The following is a 16986-nucleotide window of genomic DNA, read 5'->3' as shown; positions in this document are numbered from 1 at the left end:
TCACGCGCACCTGGTGCGAGTGACTCAATTCGGCTCTGATGGTCTGGGCATGGCTTCCAAGGTAGCGATCAGGTCTTTGTGCAGTGTTTGCAGGGTGTCCTGGAGTACCCGACACAAGTTGTCTACAGGATCACCTGCTACAAGCGCCTGCTCGAGTGCTTCGCAGTCGGCGACCAAGTGACGTACCTTAAGCATCTTGGCCCCACCCTTGATGCGGTGAACCAATGCCTTGAGCGTCCCGTCCGGCGGCTGCCCATCCAGGGTGCGCAGCGTTGAAAGGTCTTCGGCCACGCTTTGCGACAATTGCTCGATCAGATGCCTGATCAAATCGTCGTCGTCGCGGGTCAAGTGACGCAGCTCGGCCAGGTTCAAGCAGCCGGGCCGGGCAGGTGCAGGGGCTGCTGGTGGCTTGCGAGCCGCCTGCGGCAGGTGTGCCTTGAGGCCATGCAGGCCGATAGGCTTGAACAGGCAGTCATCCATCCCGCTCGCCAGGCATCGCTCCCGCTCTTCGGCCTGGGCATTGGCGGTTACCCCCAGAATCGTCGCGGGCGACAGTCCTTGCTGGCGTTCTTGAGCACGGATACAGCAGGCCAGCTCATGACCGTCCATCACAGGCATGCTGCAGTCGGTGATCACCACGTCAAAGCGCGTTTCTCGCCACAGCTGCAACGCGATTTCGCCGTTCTGCGCCTGGGTCACCTGATGGCCCAAGGCGCGCAACTGACGTTCAAGCAACAGCAGATTGGCCGGGTAGTCGTCCACGACCAGGATGTGCAACGGGCAAGCATCAAGGCCCGTGGTTGGGTCCTGCCCGTCAGAAATGATCTGGGGCGTACACTGGGGCAGGGCCATGAGGATCTGGACCCTGGTACCCACTCCCTCCACACTCTGCAGTGTCAGCGTACCGCCCATGAGCTCGGCCAGGGCACGGCTGATGACCAGGCCCAGCCCAGTGCCCTGGCGCGCACGGGGCCCGTCGACCTGTACGAATGCATTGAACAGGCGTGCCTGGTCCGCAGGGCTTATGCCGATACCCGAATCGCGCACACAGAGCTCGACGCGCTGGAGTTCGCCCTGTACCGAGGTGCGCATCGCGGTGTGGACTTCACCACGGTCGGTGAACTTGATCGCATTGCTGATCAGGTTCGACAGCACCTGCTTCAGGCGCGCAGCATCTACCTGGACCCAGACCGGTTCGGTGGGTAGGTCACAGGCGAGCTCAAGGCCCTTGAACCTCGCATTGCCCTCGAACACGCGAAGGGTAGCGCGCACCAGGTCCACTAGGTCGGTGGGGATGGGCTGCAAACTGATGTGGCCTGACTCGATCCTGGAAATATCGAGAATATCGCCTATCAACCCTAGCAGCCCCAGTGCCGACTCATGGGCTGTCTCGAGCATGTGGGTATCGCATCGACCGGCGCGACTGTCCTCGAGCGCCAGTTCCAACAAGCCGAGCACGGCGTTCATGGGGGTGCGTATCTCATGGCTCATGGTGGCCAGGAACGTGCTTTTCATGAGGCTGGCCTGCTCGGCTTCATCCTTGGCATGGCGAAGTTGCTCCAGCAAGCCTCGGCTCAGCGCCAGTTGTGTCTGCAGGGCGCGCTCGGCTTCGACCCGCTTCTGGATCATTTTGCGCAGGTAGCTGTTCCAGAAGACGACACCTGCGATCAGCAACGCGGCAATCACCAGCACCTGGAGCGCCAGTTCTCGGTAGTTGCGCCATGGGCTGTCGCTGACCACGGTGCTCGTCCTCCAGCGATTGATCAGTTGCTCAAGTTCTTCGGGCGCTATACTCAGCAATGCTTTGTCCAGGATCGATTGCAGTTGGGGTTGATCGGCCGCGACGGCAAACGCCGCCACGGCTGGGTCTTCGTCAAGGATGCTCGCGATCTGAAGGCGGTTCTTGAAGACGTGACTGATGTAGTAGGCCGCGTTGATATGGCTACTCAACGCGGCATCAGCGCTGCGATTGACCACAGCCTCCATCAGGTCCAGCGGGTTGTCGACTTCGACAAGCCGCGCCCGGGGGTAGCGCTGTTGGAGCATGGCGCGTTGCGGAGAATTGCGGATAAATGCGATTCGTTGCGGTTCAAAGCGCTTGATGCCGGCTTGCGAAGGGTTATCGACGCGGGTAACGAGCACGCGCGGGCTGATCAGGTAGGGCCGTGTGTAGCGCACTTGTTTGGACCGTTCAGCGCCGTAACCCAATGCGCCGATCATCAGTGCGTCGCGCTGGCCCAGACGGTCGATCATGGACTGGGCAGACTCGGCTTGCCTGGTATGAAAATGCAGCCCGGTCCTTAGGGTAATTTGTTTAAGCAGGTCCAGGGTTATGCCACTGGGTCGCTGCTGATCATCGTAGAACGTCAAGGGTGCCAAGGCCGGATTGATCAACACGTCTACCACCGGGTGAGCCTTGATCCAGGCTTGCTCCTCATCTGTCAGTACACTCAGGTGGCGCTGCAACAAAAGACTGGTATTGCTGTTGCTCCAGCGCTTGAGGATGGCCAGGCGCTCGCTTTCCCCAATCCGGCGCAGTGCCTTGTCGAGCAGTTGACGCAGCGCATCGTTATCGCGTGCCACTGCAAAGGCAAACGCTTCTGGGACGATGGGTGAGAAGTGATCGATCCGCAGGGCACCTCTGAAGGTCTTGCCGATCAGATAGTCTGTGCTGATTGCATCGCCCAGGTAGGCATCGGCTTCGCCCATAGCCACAGCGGCAAGGCCAGCCTGGGTGGAGCGATACAAAACCAGCTGCGCTGCCGGGTAAAGGGCGCGGGCACGATTGGCGGGTAGATAATGGTCAACCATGGCCAGACGCAGCCCTGCAAGATCGTGGGCCGGTGCAAGACGCTGGCCTTCGCGCGTGACGATCACCGGCAGGTCATCGGCATACGATGTACTCAGGCTCAACCCAGCGTCTGCAGCCTCAAAGCTGTTGGAGCTGCCCAGTACGTCCACACGTCCTTCATGCAGCGCCTCAATGGCCTGATAACGGCTATCGAAACGCTTTACTTCGACGGCTATACCCAACAACTCAGCGATGATGCCGACGTAATCCGCTGTCAGACCTTCGTAGTCACTGGGACTTACGTTGATATCAAATGGTGGATAGTCCGGCCGTGAGGTGCCCAGCACCAGGCGCTTGCGAGCGTCCAGCCACTGGCGCTCGGCCGTTTGCAGATTCAAGGGCTGCGTGGCGCTCACCGAACGGGCCAGCAAACTGCGCGTCTCGCTCGCCAGCGACTGCGCGACAGGCCCTGCCAGTACCATCAGCAGGAGGGTACTGGCCAGCAAACGTTTAATCGTCATGCACCGCTCATCAGTAGACGTGGTTGCGCTTGGCCAGGTCCACCATTTCCACCAGCGACTCGGTCTTGAGCTTATCCATGATCCGGCCACGGTAGGTGCTGATGGTCTTGGCGCTGAGGTTCATGCTACTGCCGATGTTCTTGTTGCTTTCTCCACGGGCCAGACGCCTGAGAACCTCCATTTCGCGGTTGGAAAGGCTCGCCAGGCGCATGGGCTCGCTTTCGAGCGAATTGCTGTTGACCGACATCTGCGGGAACGTCGAATAGCCTTTTACCAGGGCCTTGAGCGCGAACAGCAAGGCGTCGTGATCTTCATCCTTGGTCACGAATGCGCCGATGCCTGCGTCCAGACAGCGGCGTACATACAAGTCGGTCGCCTGGCCAGTGAGCACCATGATCTTGGGCACCTGATCGAGTGATTGCAGGCGCTTGATAACTTCCATTCCGTCCAGCCCAGGCAAACCGATGTCGAGAATCACCACGTCCGGTTTGAGCTCGCGTGCCATTTGCGCGACTTCACTGCCATTGCCCACTTCTGCAACGACATTGAAACGTTCATGTTCGAGCAGCATGCGCAGGGACATACGGACGACGGGGTGGTCGTCCACGATCAGCACATTGGTCATTGGGAAAACTCCTGTTCAGATATGGTCCGCTTCCTGGGACACTCAGGAATACTTCTGTAAGCGGGTTAGTCAGAAGCGCAGCAAGATACGACCATTACCGAACTTTGATAATGCCGAGTATAGAAGTGTTGAATAACCTTGAAGGAGCCGATGAAAAATCCTACAAAAAGGCGGGCGGTTCAGCAGCTTGTGGCCTCGCGTTGGCTGCCGAACCGTATGATCAGGTACAGGCAGTGTGTACTTTGTTTACGCGCAGTGAAGATGCAGGGTGTTCAGCCAACGCTTTGCCCACGCGCGCGGGACGAATCGAAAGAACGCCCTGGCAGTTGGGGCATCGACCATGCAAGCGTTCCTGCGCACACCCTCGGCAAAACGTGCATTCGAAGGAGCAGATGAAGACATCGAGGCTGTCACCGGGCAGGTCGGCATCGCAACACTCGCAGTTGGGGCGTAATTCCAGCATAGGCGTGGTTCCTGTCGGGAGGGTCTGGAAGACAGTGTGCTCCGGGCTGGAACTGGCTCGCAAGCTAGGCGCGGTACAGGTGCGCATGTCCGGCACGGTAAAGGGCCGATTCGGCGAACGGCGTGTCACCCAGCACTCGGCCCACCACAATCAACGCGGTGCGGCGATAACCTTTGAGGGCGGCGCGCTCGACGATGTCGTCCAGTGTGCCTCGCACCCAGTCCTGGTCCGGCCAGGTGGCGCGGTAAACCACGGCAATGGGGCAGTCGCCACCGTAGTGAGGCCGCAGCTGCTCAACGATGCGTGCCAGGTGCTTGACCCCCAGGTGAATGGCTAGCGTCGTGGCATGACGCGCAAGCGCCTCCAACTGCTCGCCGGCTGGCATGGGCGAGCTGTCTGCGAAGCGAGTAAGGATCACGCTCTGAGCGACGTCGGGCAAGGTCAATTCGCATCCCAGCAACGCGGCGCTCGCAGCCACGGCGGTGACGCCCGGCACAATCTGATAATCGATGCCAAGACGCTGTAGGTGGCGGATCTGCTCACCGATAGCGCCATAAAGACTCGGATCACCGCTGTGCACGCGTGCGACATCCTTGCCCTGGGCATGGGCGCACTCAATGGCGTCGATGATCTGCTCAAGATGCAGTTCTGCGCTGTTGATCAGGGTGTCGGCGCAGTGACCTTCCAGAACGGCAAGAGGGACCAGGGAACCGGCATAAATGATGACAGGGCAGGTGCGAATCAGGCGCTGCCCCTTGACCGTGATCAGCTCGGGGTCGCCGGGGCCGGCGCCGATGAAATAAACCGTCATGGTATTCCTGAATGATTGACAAGGGTGAGCGGGATCAATGAGCGATGGCGAGGGTCGCAGGGCCCAGGGTTTGACGCGTGATCAGAAGCTTCGTTTCGCCATTGTACTGGTCGGCCATTGCCAGTGCTGCACTCTCTGCCACGCCCCAGCACCCGCTGTGCGCAAAAGCGACGGCTGAGCGGTGGCTCAAATGCGCTTCGAAGCGATTCAAGTGCGATACAGGGTAGAACAACAGAGGCAGCGCCAGATGGCTCGCCAATGCATGCAGCCCCGGCTCGTGCGCCTTGAGATCGATGCTGGCGATACCGTGAAGGTACGCAGCGTCCAGGCCCCGCTGAGCGAGGCCTTGTTCGAGCAAGGTCAACAACCTGTCCATCGGGCAACCACCACGGCAGCCAAACCCTGCATAGAACGGCTTCACACCGAGCGGCTGAAGCGACGATACAGGCCTGCGCTGATCAGGCCAAGGGCGAGCCAGAATGCTGCATTGGTAAGCCAGGACGCCACCTGGAACTGGGTCTCCAGGGCTGCTGGAGCCAAACTCTGGTGCACTTCAGGCTGAGGGGCGCCTATGACGTGCGGCAACACCAGGACAATGACGCCCAACACCTTCAATGCCCAATGGCGGGCGAATACCAGCAGTGCCAGGCCTACGGCCGTGGCACCCGCAGCGCCAGCCCACCAAACCTGGCGCTGCGCCAGGTCAGCCGCCGCGGTTCCCGGGAGCTCCGGCGGCAATCCGAGCGTGGGCGCCAGACAGAACACGGCGAAACCAGCAAGGCCCCAGGCAGCACCGCTGGCCGTGGTGCGCGGTTGGCGCAGGCTGTACAAGCCAGCCAGTATCAAGGCGAACCCCACCGCCACCACCAGGTTGCCGCCGGTGGTCGAGAGCGTGCGCTGCCAGCCCTCTTCAGGCGACCAGGCCTCGTCACTGTGCTCATGGGCGGCCTCGGTACCTTGGGCATGCGAATGTGCCGGCGCCGACGCCTCGTATGTCTCCGCTTGCAGGATCAACGGGCTGACCCACAAACTTTGCAGTACGGTCAGCAACAGTGCCGCCAGCAGTCCGCTGAAGCCCGCCGTACGGGCGATGTGCGTGATCATGGGTGGCAACTCAGTGGCAGGGGAAGGCGGCGCTGTGACGGGTGTCATGCGCAGCATTATGAACGGCTTCGATGTGCGAGAAGCCGGCGAAGTAAACCAGGCACAGGCCCAGCAGGCCGGCGCTTGCAGCCACGACAATGCGTTGACTGAGGGATACGGGTGCAACGATGCTGCTAACGTGCGGGCGGGTAGTGACGGGCATTGGCGCCTTCCTCTGCGTGTAGGCGACGGGCAGGCGCGGCAGCTGCGGGCGATACCCGCAGGAATGCGACAGCGCCCGCCCACCGCGGGGTGTTGATGAACGTCAGGCCGGTCTCCGGGCTTGCGAGGAGGAGGGTATCTCCTGGGCAGCGTCACCTTCCCATGCCGTATCTGGCGGCACAGTGGTAAAGACGCCTCACTCGCTTACCGTTGCGGGGGCAGCACCGGAATAGTCCAGGCCTGTAAGGCAAGCCTGCGACGCACCGATTTCCCGTTTCACCCTCTCGGGGCACCTGACGCAATGCGATAGAAAAGCACGCGGGCCGCGTTGCGTCAAATGCACAGGCTACGCTCGATCATTGCTGGGCGAAGGCAATCAGCCGCTCGCCATCGAGCCGATAACGCAGCCACTCCGTTTGTGGTTGCGCCCCCAGTGCGTCATAGAACCCGATGGCCGGCTCGTTCCAATCCAGCACACTCCATTCAAGGCGACCGCAGCCTTTGGCAACTGCCTGCTTGGCAATGTACCTGAGCAACTGGCGCCCGGCGCCATCGCCACGGTCGGTGGGCGAGATGTAAAGGTCTTCCAGGTAGATGCCATTGCGCCCGAGCCAGGTCGAGTAACTGTAGAAGTAGATGGCAAAACCAATCGCACGGCCTTCACGTTCGGCCATCAGGCAATGAACGGTGCTGTCGGCGTCGAACAGGCTGCGCTCGATGTCCTGGGTAGTGGCCAGTACCTCTTCTCGGGCGCGTTCGTACTCGGCCAATTCAGTAATGAAGTCCAGAATTTGTTGGGCATCGGTGCGTAGGGCAGGGCGAATTACAAGACTCATCGAGCGCTTATCCTTTGTCGGCTGCGAGTGATACAGCTATGTGTATCTGCAAAATTCTCTATATCTGTACTGCTAGGGGGCAAAGGGCTATGGGCTAGTGTGAACCCTTTCCTGAACCCAGTGGAATACCCGTCATGTTCGCCTCGCTCGACCTCTTGATCGCCTTCGTGCTGTTCGCTTTCGTTTCTTCCATCACCCCCGGGCCCAACAACACCATGCTGTTGGCTTCGGGCGTGAATTTCGGTGTGCGCCGCTCGGTGCCACACGCGCTGGGCGTCAGCGTCGGGTTCATGGTCATGGTCCTTGCCGTCGGCTTGGGTCTGGGAGAGGTCTTCAAGGCCTGGCCTGCGTTCTATACCGTGTTGCGCTATGCCGGAGCGGCCTATCTGCTGTACCTGGCCTGGAAAATTGCCACCTCAGGGCCGGTTGGCACCGCCTCTACGGCAGAGCCAAAGCCGATTGGCTTTTGGGCCGCGGCTGCCTTCCAATGGGTCAACCCAAAGGCTTGGGTGATGGCCATAGGTGCGATAACGACCTACACCCCAGCGCAAGGCTACGTTGCCAACGTGGTGGTCATCGCCGCCGTGTTTGCCTTGGTGAACTTGCCCAGCGTCGGTGTGTGGGTCATGTTCGGCAGTGCCCTTCGTGGCCTGCTGCAAAACCCACGCTGGCTGATGCTGTTCAATGTCCTGATGGCTGCACTGCTGGTCGTTTCGCTCTACCCGCTGCTGTTTGTAGAATCTACGTTCCACCCTTGAGGCAGAAGGCAGCGCCCACCATGCAACTGACACCGTGGTCCCACGATTGTAGCGAAGGGTTCACCCTGCGCGGCTGGCGCAGCGAGCCTACAGGGCGGCCCCTGCTGCACTTTCTGCACGGCAACGGGTTTTGCTCGCTCGCCTACCAACCGCTGCTGATGCAACTGGGGCAACACTTCGATCTCTGGCTCAGCGACGTTCAGGGGCACGGAGACAGTGACCACGCAGGCCCGTTCCGTGGCTGGAATCGCACGGCAGCGCTGGCGGCTGAAGCTTTCAGCGCGCATGTGGCTGAGTACGCAGACGTACCCCGCCTTGCCATCGGCCACAGCTTCGGCGGGGTGCTCACCGGGTTGTTGCTGGCCAGTGAGCCGCAGTTGTTCGAGCGCGCTGTGCTGCTCGACCCGGTGATTTTCAGTAGGCGCATGCTGTTTTCGATGAAGCTGGCCGCCTGCTTCGGGCTGAACCGGCACCATGCGCTGGCGCGCAAAACGGCCGGCAGGCGCAGCACCTGGCCCGACCGCCACTCAGCCATGACTTCCCTGCAAGGGCGGGGCATCTTCAAAGGCTGGAGCGACGCGGCATTGCAGGCCTATGTGTCGCATGCGATCGCCGAAGGCGAGGGCGGCGTGCTGCTCAAGTGTCGCCCAAGCCGCGAAGTGGACATCTTCAGTACCTATCCGTCCCACCTGTGGTCAAGCCTGTCGCGTATCGGCGTGTCGACGCGTGTGCTGTACGGCAGCCAGACTTACCCTTATGTGCGGGCCTCGGCGTTACGGCTGGCAGCGCTCAACCCTCATGTCAGTGTTCAGGAGGTGGGCGGCGGACACTGTTTCATGCAGGAATACCCTGAGGCTGCGGCGCAGGAGGTGCTGGCTTTCCTTCGACCCAGCGTCCTACCGGTAGAACAGGCTGGACCGTTTCAGGTAGCTAGCCCGTGAGTCGATGCAACGTTAAGGTGGCACCCGGACGTTGAGGAGCGCACGATGAAGACGATTTTGCATACCCATTCCAATCCTGCCGGGCACTGGGTAGGCGATGGCTTTCCGGTGCGAAGCCTGTTCACCTATGACGACGACGTCAGTCGCACCAGCCCGTTTCTGCTTCTCGATTACGCCGGGCCCCACACCTTCGCCCCCACCTCGACGCGTCGCGGCGTAGGGGCTCATCCGCACCGGGGTTTCGAGACAGTCACGATCGTTTACCAAGGCGAACTGGAGCATCGCGACTCAACGGGCGCCGGCGGAGTAATAGGACCGGGTGACGTTCAGTGGATGACCGCTGCAGACGGCATCGTTCATGAAGAGTTTCACTCACCCGGATTTGCCCGCAGCGCAGGCGTGTTGGAGTCAGTGCAACTGTGGGTGAACCTTCCGGCCCGATTCAAGCGCGCTCCGGCCGGCTATCAGACCCTGGGCAGCGCCGATATCCCCACGGTGAATCTGGGTGCGGGCGCGGGCAGCCTGCGTGTGATCGCAGGTGAGTACCAGGGGGTGAGCGGGCCGGCGCGCACGTTTACGCCGATGGACGTGTGGGACCTGGACCTTGAGGCCGGCGCTAAACTGGTGCTCCCTATCCCGGCAGGCCGCACGGCTGCGGTGGTGACCCTGCAAGGCGGTTTGCGGTTGAACCAGGTCAGCGAGGCCGGCCCGTGCTCAGTGACGCTATTGGCCCGTGACGGTGCCGATGTGCTGCTTGAAGCCCTGCAGCCCGCCCGTGTGCTGGTGCTGAGCGGTGAGCCTATCGACGAGCCTGTGGTGGCATACGGTCCCTTCGTGATGAACACGCGGGAAGAAATCATCGAGTCCATCGAAGGCTTTCAGTTGGGGAAGTTCGGCCGTATGCCCTGAACGCGCACCGTCCTGGAGCGCGAAGCACCACCCGTCGCACCGATTCGACACGGCTCGAACTACCCAGCACCGCTCGGGTTCTTCAGCTAAGGTGCAGATGGAACCCCGCACGATCGATAACGCATATCCACATGCGCACCGACAGGTTCCTCTTCCTGTGGCCCTGTGCCTGGCCCCAGGCCTGTCCAACCGCAAGTTAATACAGAGAGGGCTCTCTGCCATGTCACTGTTAGGCGTATCGACACTGGAACTGCGACAGATGATCGAACAGGCATGCTTGCCAGATCGTTGTGAAATCAACTGTGCCGATGGCTCACACCTGACCATCCGGCTCGGCAATGGTCAGGATCTGACAGAGGCCGTCACGCTTTGCGATGTTCCGCTGAGCAGTCTGAACAGCAGCAGGGACTTGGTTAACCTGGTCGGCCAATTACACGCAATGCGTGACAGTGCTCCCATGCACTCGAAGAAATTAGCCTGACCGCGCGGCGCAAAGCTCGCTTCTAACCGGCCGTCACTGCAACTCAAGCAGAAGATTGAGCCCACCGTCGCCGCACTTGCCCTGGTCTCTGACAACGCCATGGTAACTGCGCCCGTCCCAGATGAACGCGACACTGTGCGCACGGTGCACCTTATTAGGCAGAGGCGGGCAGATGTGCAGACGCAGTGCAGGCCGACCTTGCAGGTTGAGCGGCGCAAGCTGGCACTGGCACTCGACGCTTTGCGCCACGGGACCGAACAGGGTGTCGCGGACGTAGTCGAGTTGCACCGATGCATTTGGAGCGCGGCCTGGCATTCTCATGATCGCTGCTCTCTGATCGAAGTACGTGCTAGGGCATGCAGATTTGTCATGACGATCTCCTGTAGGAAAGGCATTCGAGGAGGTTGCAGGCTGCATGGGAGCCCAGTCCTGCTCCATGCGTTCAATTCGATTGCTTCGTCGTTCAGGCCCCTGCCTTGCGAAACGTCAGGTTGATGCGCCGCGGGCCCATGCGTGGGTGCACGCCAGGCTTGATGGGCAGGACGCCATGAAAGCGTAGACGGTCTTCACCACCCCACACCAGCACATCGCCATGATTCAAGGCAATACGCTGGGTCTTGTCCGCGCGTTGCAAGCCACCCAACAGGAACACGGCAGGCAAACCCAGGGAAAGGGACACGATGGGTTGGCTGAAATCCTGCTCATCACGATCCTGATGCAGGCTCAGACGAATGCCCGGCAGGTAGTGATTGATCAGGCACGCATCCGGTACGAAGCCATCGAACCCTGCACGCGCAGCGCACTGCGTGGCCAAGGCCAGAAGCACGGGCGGCATCATCGGCCAGGGTCTGCCGGACAGCGGGTCCACGGGGCTGTATCGGTAACCGCGTTTGTCACTGATCCAACCGAGTGCGCCGCAGTTGGTCAGGCCCACAGCCATGCTCAAACCGCCAGGCGTACGCATGTGCCGCCATGGCGCTGATCGCAGTATCGGGCGAAGCGCATCCAGTACGTGCTCGACGTCATCTAGCGCGACGCCAGGCAACAGCACCGTGCGGGGTGCCAGCTGCTGCGGTTGGGCCCCGAACAGGTCCAGATCGGATTGGATCATCAGTCTGACTATTCCAGTAAGCCTGTTATCCAGCAGAAGAAAGCTGGCGTCTTTGAGCGTTCACTATCAGCCAGCCGCCAAATAATTCAAAACGTTTCTGAACGCCATTCGTCCGTTGATGGTCTTCATCGTGCCGTGGCCGCGGTAGCCGATTGACGATGAGGATTACATATGTCTGAGCATGTACCGGACAACCCCCGCAGGGACTTCCTGCGCAAGACCTTGACCTTGATACCGGTGGTAACGGTGGCCAGTACCGGTATTGGGCTGGGCGCAGCCACCGCCCTGGCCGAGCCGGTACGCCCGCCTGAGCAGCCTGAAGCCAAACCCGCTGACACTGCCTACCATCCTGCGTTCTTCACCCCAGAGGAGTTCGCCTTCGTCCAGGCAGCGGTCAGCCGGCTCATTCCAGCCGACGCGCTAGGGCCTGGTGCCCTCGAGGCCGGCGCTGCGCAGTATATCGACCGTCAGATGGGCACGGCCTACGCCAGCGGCGGGCTCTGGTACATGCAAGGCCCGTTCGAGGCCGATGCGGCACCCGAGCTTGGCTATCAATTGCAACTGACCCCGCAGCAGATCTACCGCTTGGGAATTGCAGGTGTGCACCAATGGTGCCTGGCCAACGGCAACAAGGCGTTTCACGCGCGCAGCCCCGAGCAGCAGGACGAGGTGCTGGCGCGGTTGGAGTCTGGTGAGCTGGCGTTGAAGGATGTGCCGGCCAAAGCATTTTTCAGCCTGCTGCTGCAGAACACGCGCGAAGGCTTTTTCTGCGACCCGGTGCATGGGGGCAACCAGGGCATGGTCGGCTGGAAACTGATCGGTTTTCCCGGCGCGCGCGCCGACTTCATGGATTGGGCCGAGCGTAACGAACGCTACCCGTTCCCTCCTGTGTCCATCCGCGGCGAGAGGGCTTGAGCCATGGCCAATGCATTGAAGAAGGTCGACGCAGTGATCGTCGGCTTTGGCTGGACGGGGGCAATCATGGCCAAGGAACTGACCGAGGCCGGCCTGCACGTGGTGGCGCTGGAGCGCGGGCCTATGCAGGACACTTACCCCGATGGCAGCTACCCGCAAGTGATCGACGAACTGACTTACAGCGTGCGCAAGAAGCTATTCGTGGACCTTTCCAAGGAAACGGTGACCATACGCCATACCGTCAACGATGTAGCGTTGCCGTACCGCCAGCTGGGCGCGTTCCTGCCCGGCAAGGGCGTAGGCGGTGCCGGTTTGCACTGGTCGGGCGTACACTTTCGTGTCGACCCGATGGAGCTGCGCATGCGCAGCCACTACGAAGAACGCTACGGCAAGTCCTTCATCCCCCAGGACATGACCATTCAGGATTTCGGCGTCAGTTACGAAGAGTTGGAACCCTACTTCGACTTCGCCGAGAAGGTGTTCGGCACCTCGGGGCAGGCCTGGACGGTCAAGGGTGAACTGGTCGGGCAGGGCAAAGGCGGCAATCCGTTTGCCCCGGACCGTTCCAATCCGTTCCCGCTGCCCTCGCAGAAGAACGTGGTGTCGGCTCAGGTTTTCCAGAAGGCCACCTCGTCGTTGGGCTATCACCCTTACAACCTGCCCTCGGCCAACACATCCGGCCCTTACACCAACCCGTATGGCGCTCAGATGGGACCGTGCAATTTCTGCGGATTTTGCAGCGGCTACGTGTGCTACATGTACTCCAAGGCATCGCCGAACGTAAACATCCTGCCCGCGCTGCGCCAGGTGGAGCACTTCGAGCTAAGGCCCAATGCCCATGTACTGAAGGTGAACCTGGACGACAGCAAGCAGCGTGCGACCGGGGTCACCTACATCGACGCCCAGGGCCGTGAGGTGGAACAGCCGGCCGACCTGGTGATCCTGTCGGCTTTTCAGTTCAACAATGTGCGCCTGATGCTGCTTTCTGGCATCGGCAAGCCCTACGACCCGGTCAAGAACGAAGGGGTGGTCGGGCGCAATTTCGCCTATCAGAACATGGGCACGGTCAAGGCCTTCTTCGACAAGGACTTGCACACCAACAACTTCATCGGCGCCGGTGGTAATGGCGTGGCGATCGACGACTTCAACGCCGACAATTTCGACCATGGCCCTCACGGCTTCGTGGGTGGCTCCCCGATGTGGGTCAACCAGGCGGGGACCCGGCCCATCGCAGGTGTAGGCAACCCGCCGGGCACGCCTGCATGGGGCAGCGCCTGGAAAAAGGCCACCGCCGACTACTACACCCACCAGATATCCATGGATGCCCACGGCGCGCACCAGTCCTACCGCGGCAATTACCTGGACCTGGATCCTACCTACCGTGATGCTTATGGCCTGCCGCTGTTGCGCATGACCTTCGATTGGCAGGAAAACGACATCCGAATGAACCAGTTCATGGTCGGCAAGCTCAGCGCCATCGCCAAGGCCATGAACCCCAAGGCCATTGCGGTGCTGGGGAAGCAGGTCAAGGAACACTTCAATACTGCCTCCTACCAGACGACTCACCTCAACGGTGGGGCGATCATGGGGACCGACCCAAAAACCAGCGCTTTGAACCGCTATTTACAGTGTTGGGATGTACACAACGTGTTCGTACCTGGGGCCTCGGCGTTCCCGCAGGGGCTTGGCTACAACCCGACCGGTCTGGTCGCTGCGCTGACCTACTGGTCGGCACGGGCCATTCGTGAACGGTACCTGAAGAATCCCGGCCCCCTGGTGGCGGTGTAAGGAGCGATGAGCATGAACAGAATGTTGATCGCCACTGTGCTGGTGGGTATGGGCATGACGGCGCAGACAACGCAGGCAGCGCAGGCCGAACAGACGCTGGTTAGCCAGGGTGAGTACCTGGCGCGTGCAGGGGACTGTGTGGCTTGCCACACGGCCAAGGACGGCAAGCCCTTTGCGGGTGGGTTGCCGATGGAAACGCCCATTGGCACGATCTACTCGACCAACATCACCCCCTCATCCGAGGGCATCGGTCAGTACAGTTTCGAAGACTTCGACCGAGCCCTTCGCCGTGGGATCCGCAAGGATGGCAGTACACTGTACCCGGCCATGCCGTACCCGTCCTATGCGCGGTTGACCGAACCCGACATGCAGGCGTTGTACGCCTACTTCATGAAGGGCGTAACTCCCGTGCAGGAGCCGAACAAGGACACGGACATTCCTTGGCCCCTGAGCATGCGCTGGCCGTTGTCGATCTGGCGCGGTGTATTCGCCCCGAAGCCTGAACATTGGCAGCCGTTGCCCGAGCGAGATCCGGTGATCGATCGCGGCGCTTACCTGGTCGAAGGCCTGGGCCACTGCGGTGCCTGCCATACCCCAAGGGCACTGACCATGCAGGAAAAAGCGTTAAGTGCAAAGGAGGGCGATGCTTTCCTGGCCGGCAGCGCGCCGCTCGAAGGCTGGGTGGCGAAGAATCTGCGAGGCGATCACAAGGATGGTCTGGGCAGTTGGAGCGAGGCACAGCTGGTGCAGTTTCTCAAGACTGGCCGCAGCGACACCAGTGCCGTGTTCGGTGGCATGAGCGATGTGGTGGAGCACAGCATGCAGTACATGAGCGACGCCGACCTGACAGCCATAGCGCGCTACTTGAAGACCTTGCCGCCCAGCAATCCGAATGACACGCCCCACGTCTACGACCGGCAAGTGGCGGATGCGCTGTGGAAAGGCGACGACAGCAAGCCAGGGGCTGGGGTATATATCGACAATTGCGCCGCCTGCCACCGCACCGATGGCAAGGGGTACACGCGCGTCTTCCCAGCGCTTGCCGGTAACCCGGTGGTGCAGACCCAGGATGCTACCTCGTTGATTCATTTGGTACTCAAGGGTGGGACCCTGCCCGCGACCCGCACGGCGCCCTCGAACTTCACCATGCCGGCCTATGGCTGGCGCCTGAGCGACCAGGAGGTGACTGACGTGGTCAACTTTATCCGCACCAGCTGGGGTAACCAGGGTGAGCCTATCGAGGTCAAGGCGGTGAAAAAGCTTCGCACAAGCGACATGAAGCAGACATCGGGTGATGATCTCGGGCAGGTGACCGAGCACTAGCGCTGCAGGGCTATGCCGCTGCCAGGGGCCCTGTGTTTGCACTGCCCCTGCAGCCTGGAATCCCGAGAGTCAAAGCCCTTCCGGCCGCGATAGACCGCGCAGCGGCCCCCAGATTTTAGCTTCGTATCTTACATCGCTGGGGCTTCTGGGCGGCCCATCACGGCTGGTCCGGCGCCCCGGCTAGGCCGCTTCCACAGGGTCCTCATACTGTTTGAACCGGCAGTAAACAGCATTCCCGATCAACGGTGGATTGACGCGTATAGGCATTTTTTGTTCTAGTGAAACCGGTTTCATCATGATCACAACAACCACAAGGTCCCATCATGAGCCCAGCACCCGCGCCAGCGCGCGACCGTGTCACCATCAGCGAGGTGGCCCGTGTCGCAGGTGTCTCCAAGGCCACCGTTTCCCGGTACATCGGAGGCGATCGCCAGTTGCTGGCCGATGCCACGGCCCAACGCCTGGGCGAGGTGATCGAGCAGCTTGGCTATCGGCCGAACCAGATGGCGCGCGGGCTCAAGCGCGGGCAGACACGACTGATCGGCATGCTGGTCGCCGATATTCTCAATCCCTATTCGGTCGCAGTCATGCACGGCGTGGAGACGGCTTGTCGCCAGCATGGCTACAGCCTTGTAGTGTGCAACACCAACCGCGATGACGAGCAAGAGCGCCACCATCTGCGCGCGTTGCAGTCCTACAACGTGGAAGGGCTGATCGTGAACACCCTGGGCCACCACCCAGGTGAGTTGCTTACCGTCATGCGTGACCTGCCCATCGTGCTGGTCGACCGGCAGTTACCTGAGATTAACGCCGACTTGGTCGGCCTGGACAACGCTCAAGCGATGCAGCAGGGTGTCGAGCATCTGCACGCCCGGGGTTACCGGGACATTCTCGCCGTCACCGAGCCGCTGGATGGTACCAGCTCGCGAGCCGAGCGGGTCCAGGCGTTGACCGCCTGTGTCCAAAGCCGCGCCGACATGCAGTGCGAGGTCGTGCAGACCGGCTTGGCATTGTCGCAAGCGCTCATCCGTTTCCTGGGCAGCAACGGCACCCGTCCCAAGGCACTTTTCCCCCTCAACGGCGTTGCAACGCTGGCGGTCACCAGCGCATTGCGCGAGGCCGGGCATGCGCTGTTCGGTAATGTTGGGGTGATCGCCTTGGACGACCTTGACTGGTACCCCTTGGTAGGCAACGGCATCACGGCCCTGGCGCAGCCCACCGAACGCATCGGCATGGCAGCGTTCGAGCACTTGCTCAGTCGCCTGCATGGTGAACAAGGCGCCGCCCGGCGCATCGATTTCAAAGCGTCGCTGATCATACGAGGTTCCACCCCCCTACGCTGAACATAACGGCGGCTAGCGGCCTATCCGCAATGCCTGACGTTCAAAAATGAAACCGGTTTCATAGG

Annotated in this window: 18 protein-coding genes and 1 riboswitch; of the genes, 8 read left to right on the top strand and 10 right to left on the bottom strand. The window is 61.1% G+C overall.

What is annotated here, in order from left to right:
• Positions 1–24: 24 nt before the first annotated feature.
• From NMB38_RS11560 to NMB38_RS11525, 8 genes are all read right to left on the bottom strand, one after another.
• Complete coding sequence (locus NMB38_RS11560; RefSeq protein ID WP_494355081.1) at positions 25–3306, bottom strand: transporter substrate-binding domain-containing protein; 3282 nt, start codon at positions 3304–3306, stop codon at positions 25–27.
• 16 nt (positions 3307–3322) lie between these two features.
• Entirely contained in the window at positions 3323–3937 is a 615-nt protein-coding gene (locus NMB38_RS11555; RefSeq protein ID WP_027914941.1) for a response regulator transcription factor, read from the bottom strand.
• 220 nt (positions 3938–4157) lie between these two features.
• The gene (locus tag NMB38_RS11550) at positions 4158–4400 is read right to left on the bottom strand and encodes a DUF1272 domain-containing protein (RefSeq protein ID WP_111475659.1); all 243 of its coding nucleotides are present in this window, start codon (positions 4398–4400) and stop codon (positions 4158–4160) included.
• Positions 4401–4464: 64 nt separating this feature from the next.
• The gene (gene cobM, locus NMB38_RS11545) at positions 4465–5211 is read right to left on the bottom strand and encodes a precorrin-4 C(11)-methyltransferase (protein WP_027914942.1); all 747 of its coding nucleotides are present in this window, start codon (positions 5209–5211) and stop codon (positions 4465–4467) included.
• A gap of 34 nt (positions 5212–5245) precedes the next feature.
• On the bottom strand, positions 5246–5587 hold the full coding sequence (locus tag NMB38_RS11540; protein ID WP_049695921.1) for a cobalamin biosynthesis protein: 342 nt from the start codon (positions 5585–5587) through the stop codon (positions 5246–5248).
• Positions 5588–5628: 41 nt separating this feature from the next.
• Positions 5629–6315, bottom strand: coding sequence for a CbtA family protein (locus NMB38_RS11535; RefSeq protein WP_028687456.1), 687 nt, complete (start codon positions 6313–6315; stop codon positions 5629–5631).
• 10 nt (positions 6316–6325) lie between these two features.
• Positions 6326–6517 carry a CbtB domain-containing protein gene (locus NMB38_RS11530; RefSeq protein ID WP_027914945.1) on the bottom strand — a complete coding sequence of 64 codons (192 nt, stop codon included), beginning with the start codon at positions 6515–6517 and terminating at the stop codon, positions 6326–6328.
• An 88-nt stretch (positions 6518–6605) separates the two neighbouring features.
• A riboswitch (cobalamin riboswitch) is annotated at positions 6606–6828 on the bottom strand.
• 44 nt (positions 6829–6872) lie between these two features.
• Entirely contained in the window at positions 6873–7352 is a 480-nt protein-coding gene (locus tag NMB38_RS11525) for a GNAT family N-acetyltransferase (protein WP_049695922.1), read from the bottom strand.
• A gap of 134 nt (positions 7353–7486) precedes the next feature.
• Here NMB38_RS11525 and NMB38_RS11520 point away from each other — a divergent pair, with 134 nt between their 5' ends.
• The 4 genes from NMB38_RS11520 to NMB38_RS11505 all read left to right on the top strand — a co-directional run bounded on the left by NMB38_RS11520 (position 7487) and on the right by NMB38_RS11505 (position 10441).
• A complete protein-coding gene (locus tag NMB38_RS11520; protein ID WP_111475657.1) occupies positions 7487–8110 on the top strand; it encodes a LysE family translocator in 624 nt (207 codons plus the stop codon).
• Positions 8111–8130: 20 nt separating this feature from the next.
• Entirely contained in the window at positions 8131–9051 is a 921-nt protein-coding gene (locus NMB38_RS11515; protein WP_111475656.1) for an alpha/beta fold hydrolase, read from the top strand.
• A 45-nt stretch (positions 9052–9096) separates the two neighbouring features.
• Positions 9097–9960, top strand: a complete 864-nt coding sequence (locus tag NMB38_RS11510; protein WP_049695924.1) for a pirin family protein — start codon at positions 9097–9099, stop codon at positions 9958–9960.
• A 220-nt stretch (positions 9961–10180) separates the two neighbouring features.
• Entirely contained in the window at positions 10181–10441 is a 261-nt protein-coding gene (locus NMB38_RS11505) for a DUF1652 domain-containing protein (protein ID WP_027914949.1), read from the top strand.
• A gap of 33 nt (positions 10442–10474) precedes the next feature.
• Here NMB38_RS11505 and NMB38_RS11500 read toward each other — a convergent pair whose 3' ends face one another.
• The gene (locus NMB38_RS11500; protein WP_049695925.1) at positions 10475–10762 is read right to left on the bottom strand and encodes a hypothetical protein; all 288 of its coding nucleotides are present in this window, start codon (positions 10760–10762) and stop codon (positions 10475–10477) included.
• A gap of 142 nt (positions 10763–10904) precedes the next feature.
• Positions 10905–11552 (bottom strand): DNA oxidative demethylase AlkB, encoded by a 648-nt coding sequence (gene alkB, locus NMB38_RS11495; protein ID WP_027914951.1) that lies wholly within the window; start codon positions 11550–11552, stop codon positions 10905–10907.
• 171 nt (positions 11553–11723) lie between these two features.
• On the opposite strand from alkB, the gene NMB38_RS11490 reads away from it, so the two are divergent.
• From NMB38_RS11490 to NMB38_RS11475, 4 genes are all read left to right on the top strand, one after another.
• Positions 11724–12467: a gluconate 2-dehydrogenase subunit 3 family protein gene (locus NMB38_RS11490; protein WP_345956216.1), complete on the top strand. Its 744-nt coding sequence runs from the start codon at positions 11724–11726 to the stop codon at positions 12465–12467.
• 3 nt (positions 12468–12470) lie between these two features.
• Positions 12471–14255, top strand: a complete 1785-nt coding sequence (locus NMB38_RS11485) for a GMC family oxidoreductase (RefSeq protein ID WP_049695926.1) — start codon at positions 12471–12473, stop codon at positions 14253–14255.
• Between the two features lie 48 nt (positions 14256–14303).
• Positions 14304–15578: a c-type cytochrome gene (locus NMB38_RS11480; RefSeq protein WP_371259673.1), complete on the top strand. Its 1275-nt coding sequence runs from the start codon at positions 14304–14306 to the stop codon at positions 15576–15578.
• Between the two features lie 323 nt (positions 15579–15901).
• Positions 15902–16921: a LacI family DNA-binding transcriptional regulator gene (locus NMB38_RS11475; RefSeq protein ID WP_104926241.1), complete on the top strand. Its 1020-nt coding sequence runs from the start codon at positions 15902–15904 to the stop codon at positions 16919–16921.
• Positions 16922–16986 lie beyond the last annotated feature (65 nt).

The organism is Pseudomonas sp. FBCC-B35 (assembly GCF_059133755.1).
Note: the sequence above shows the minus strand (reverse complement) of the source record. Positions and strands in the feature narration are given on the sequence as shown.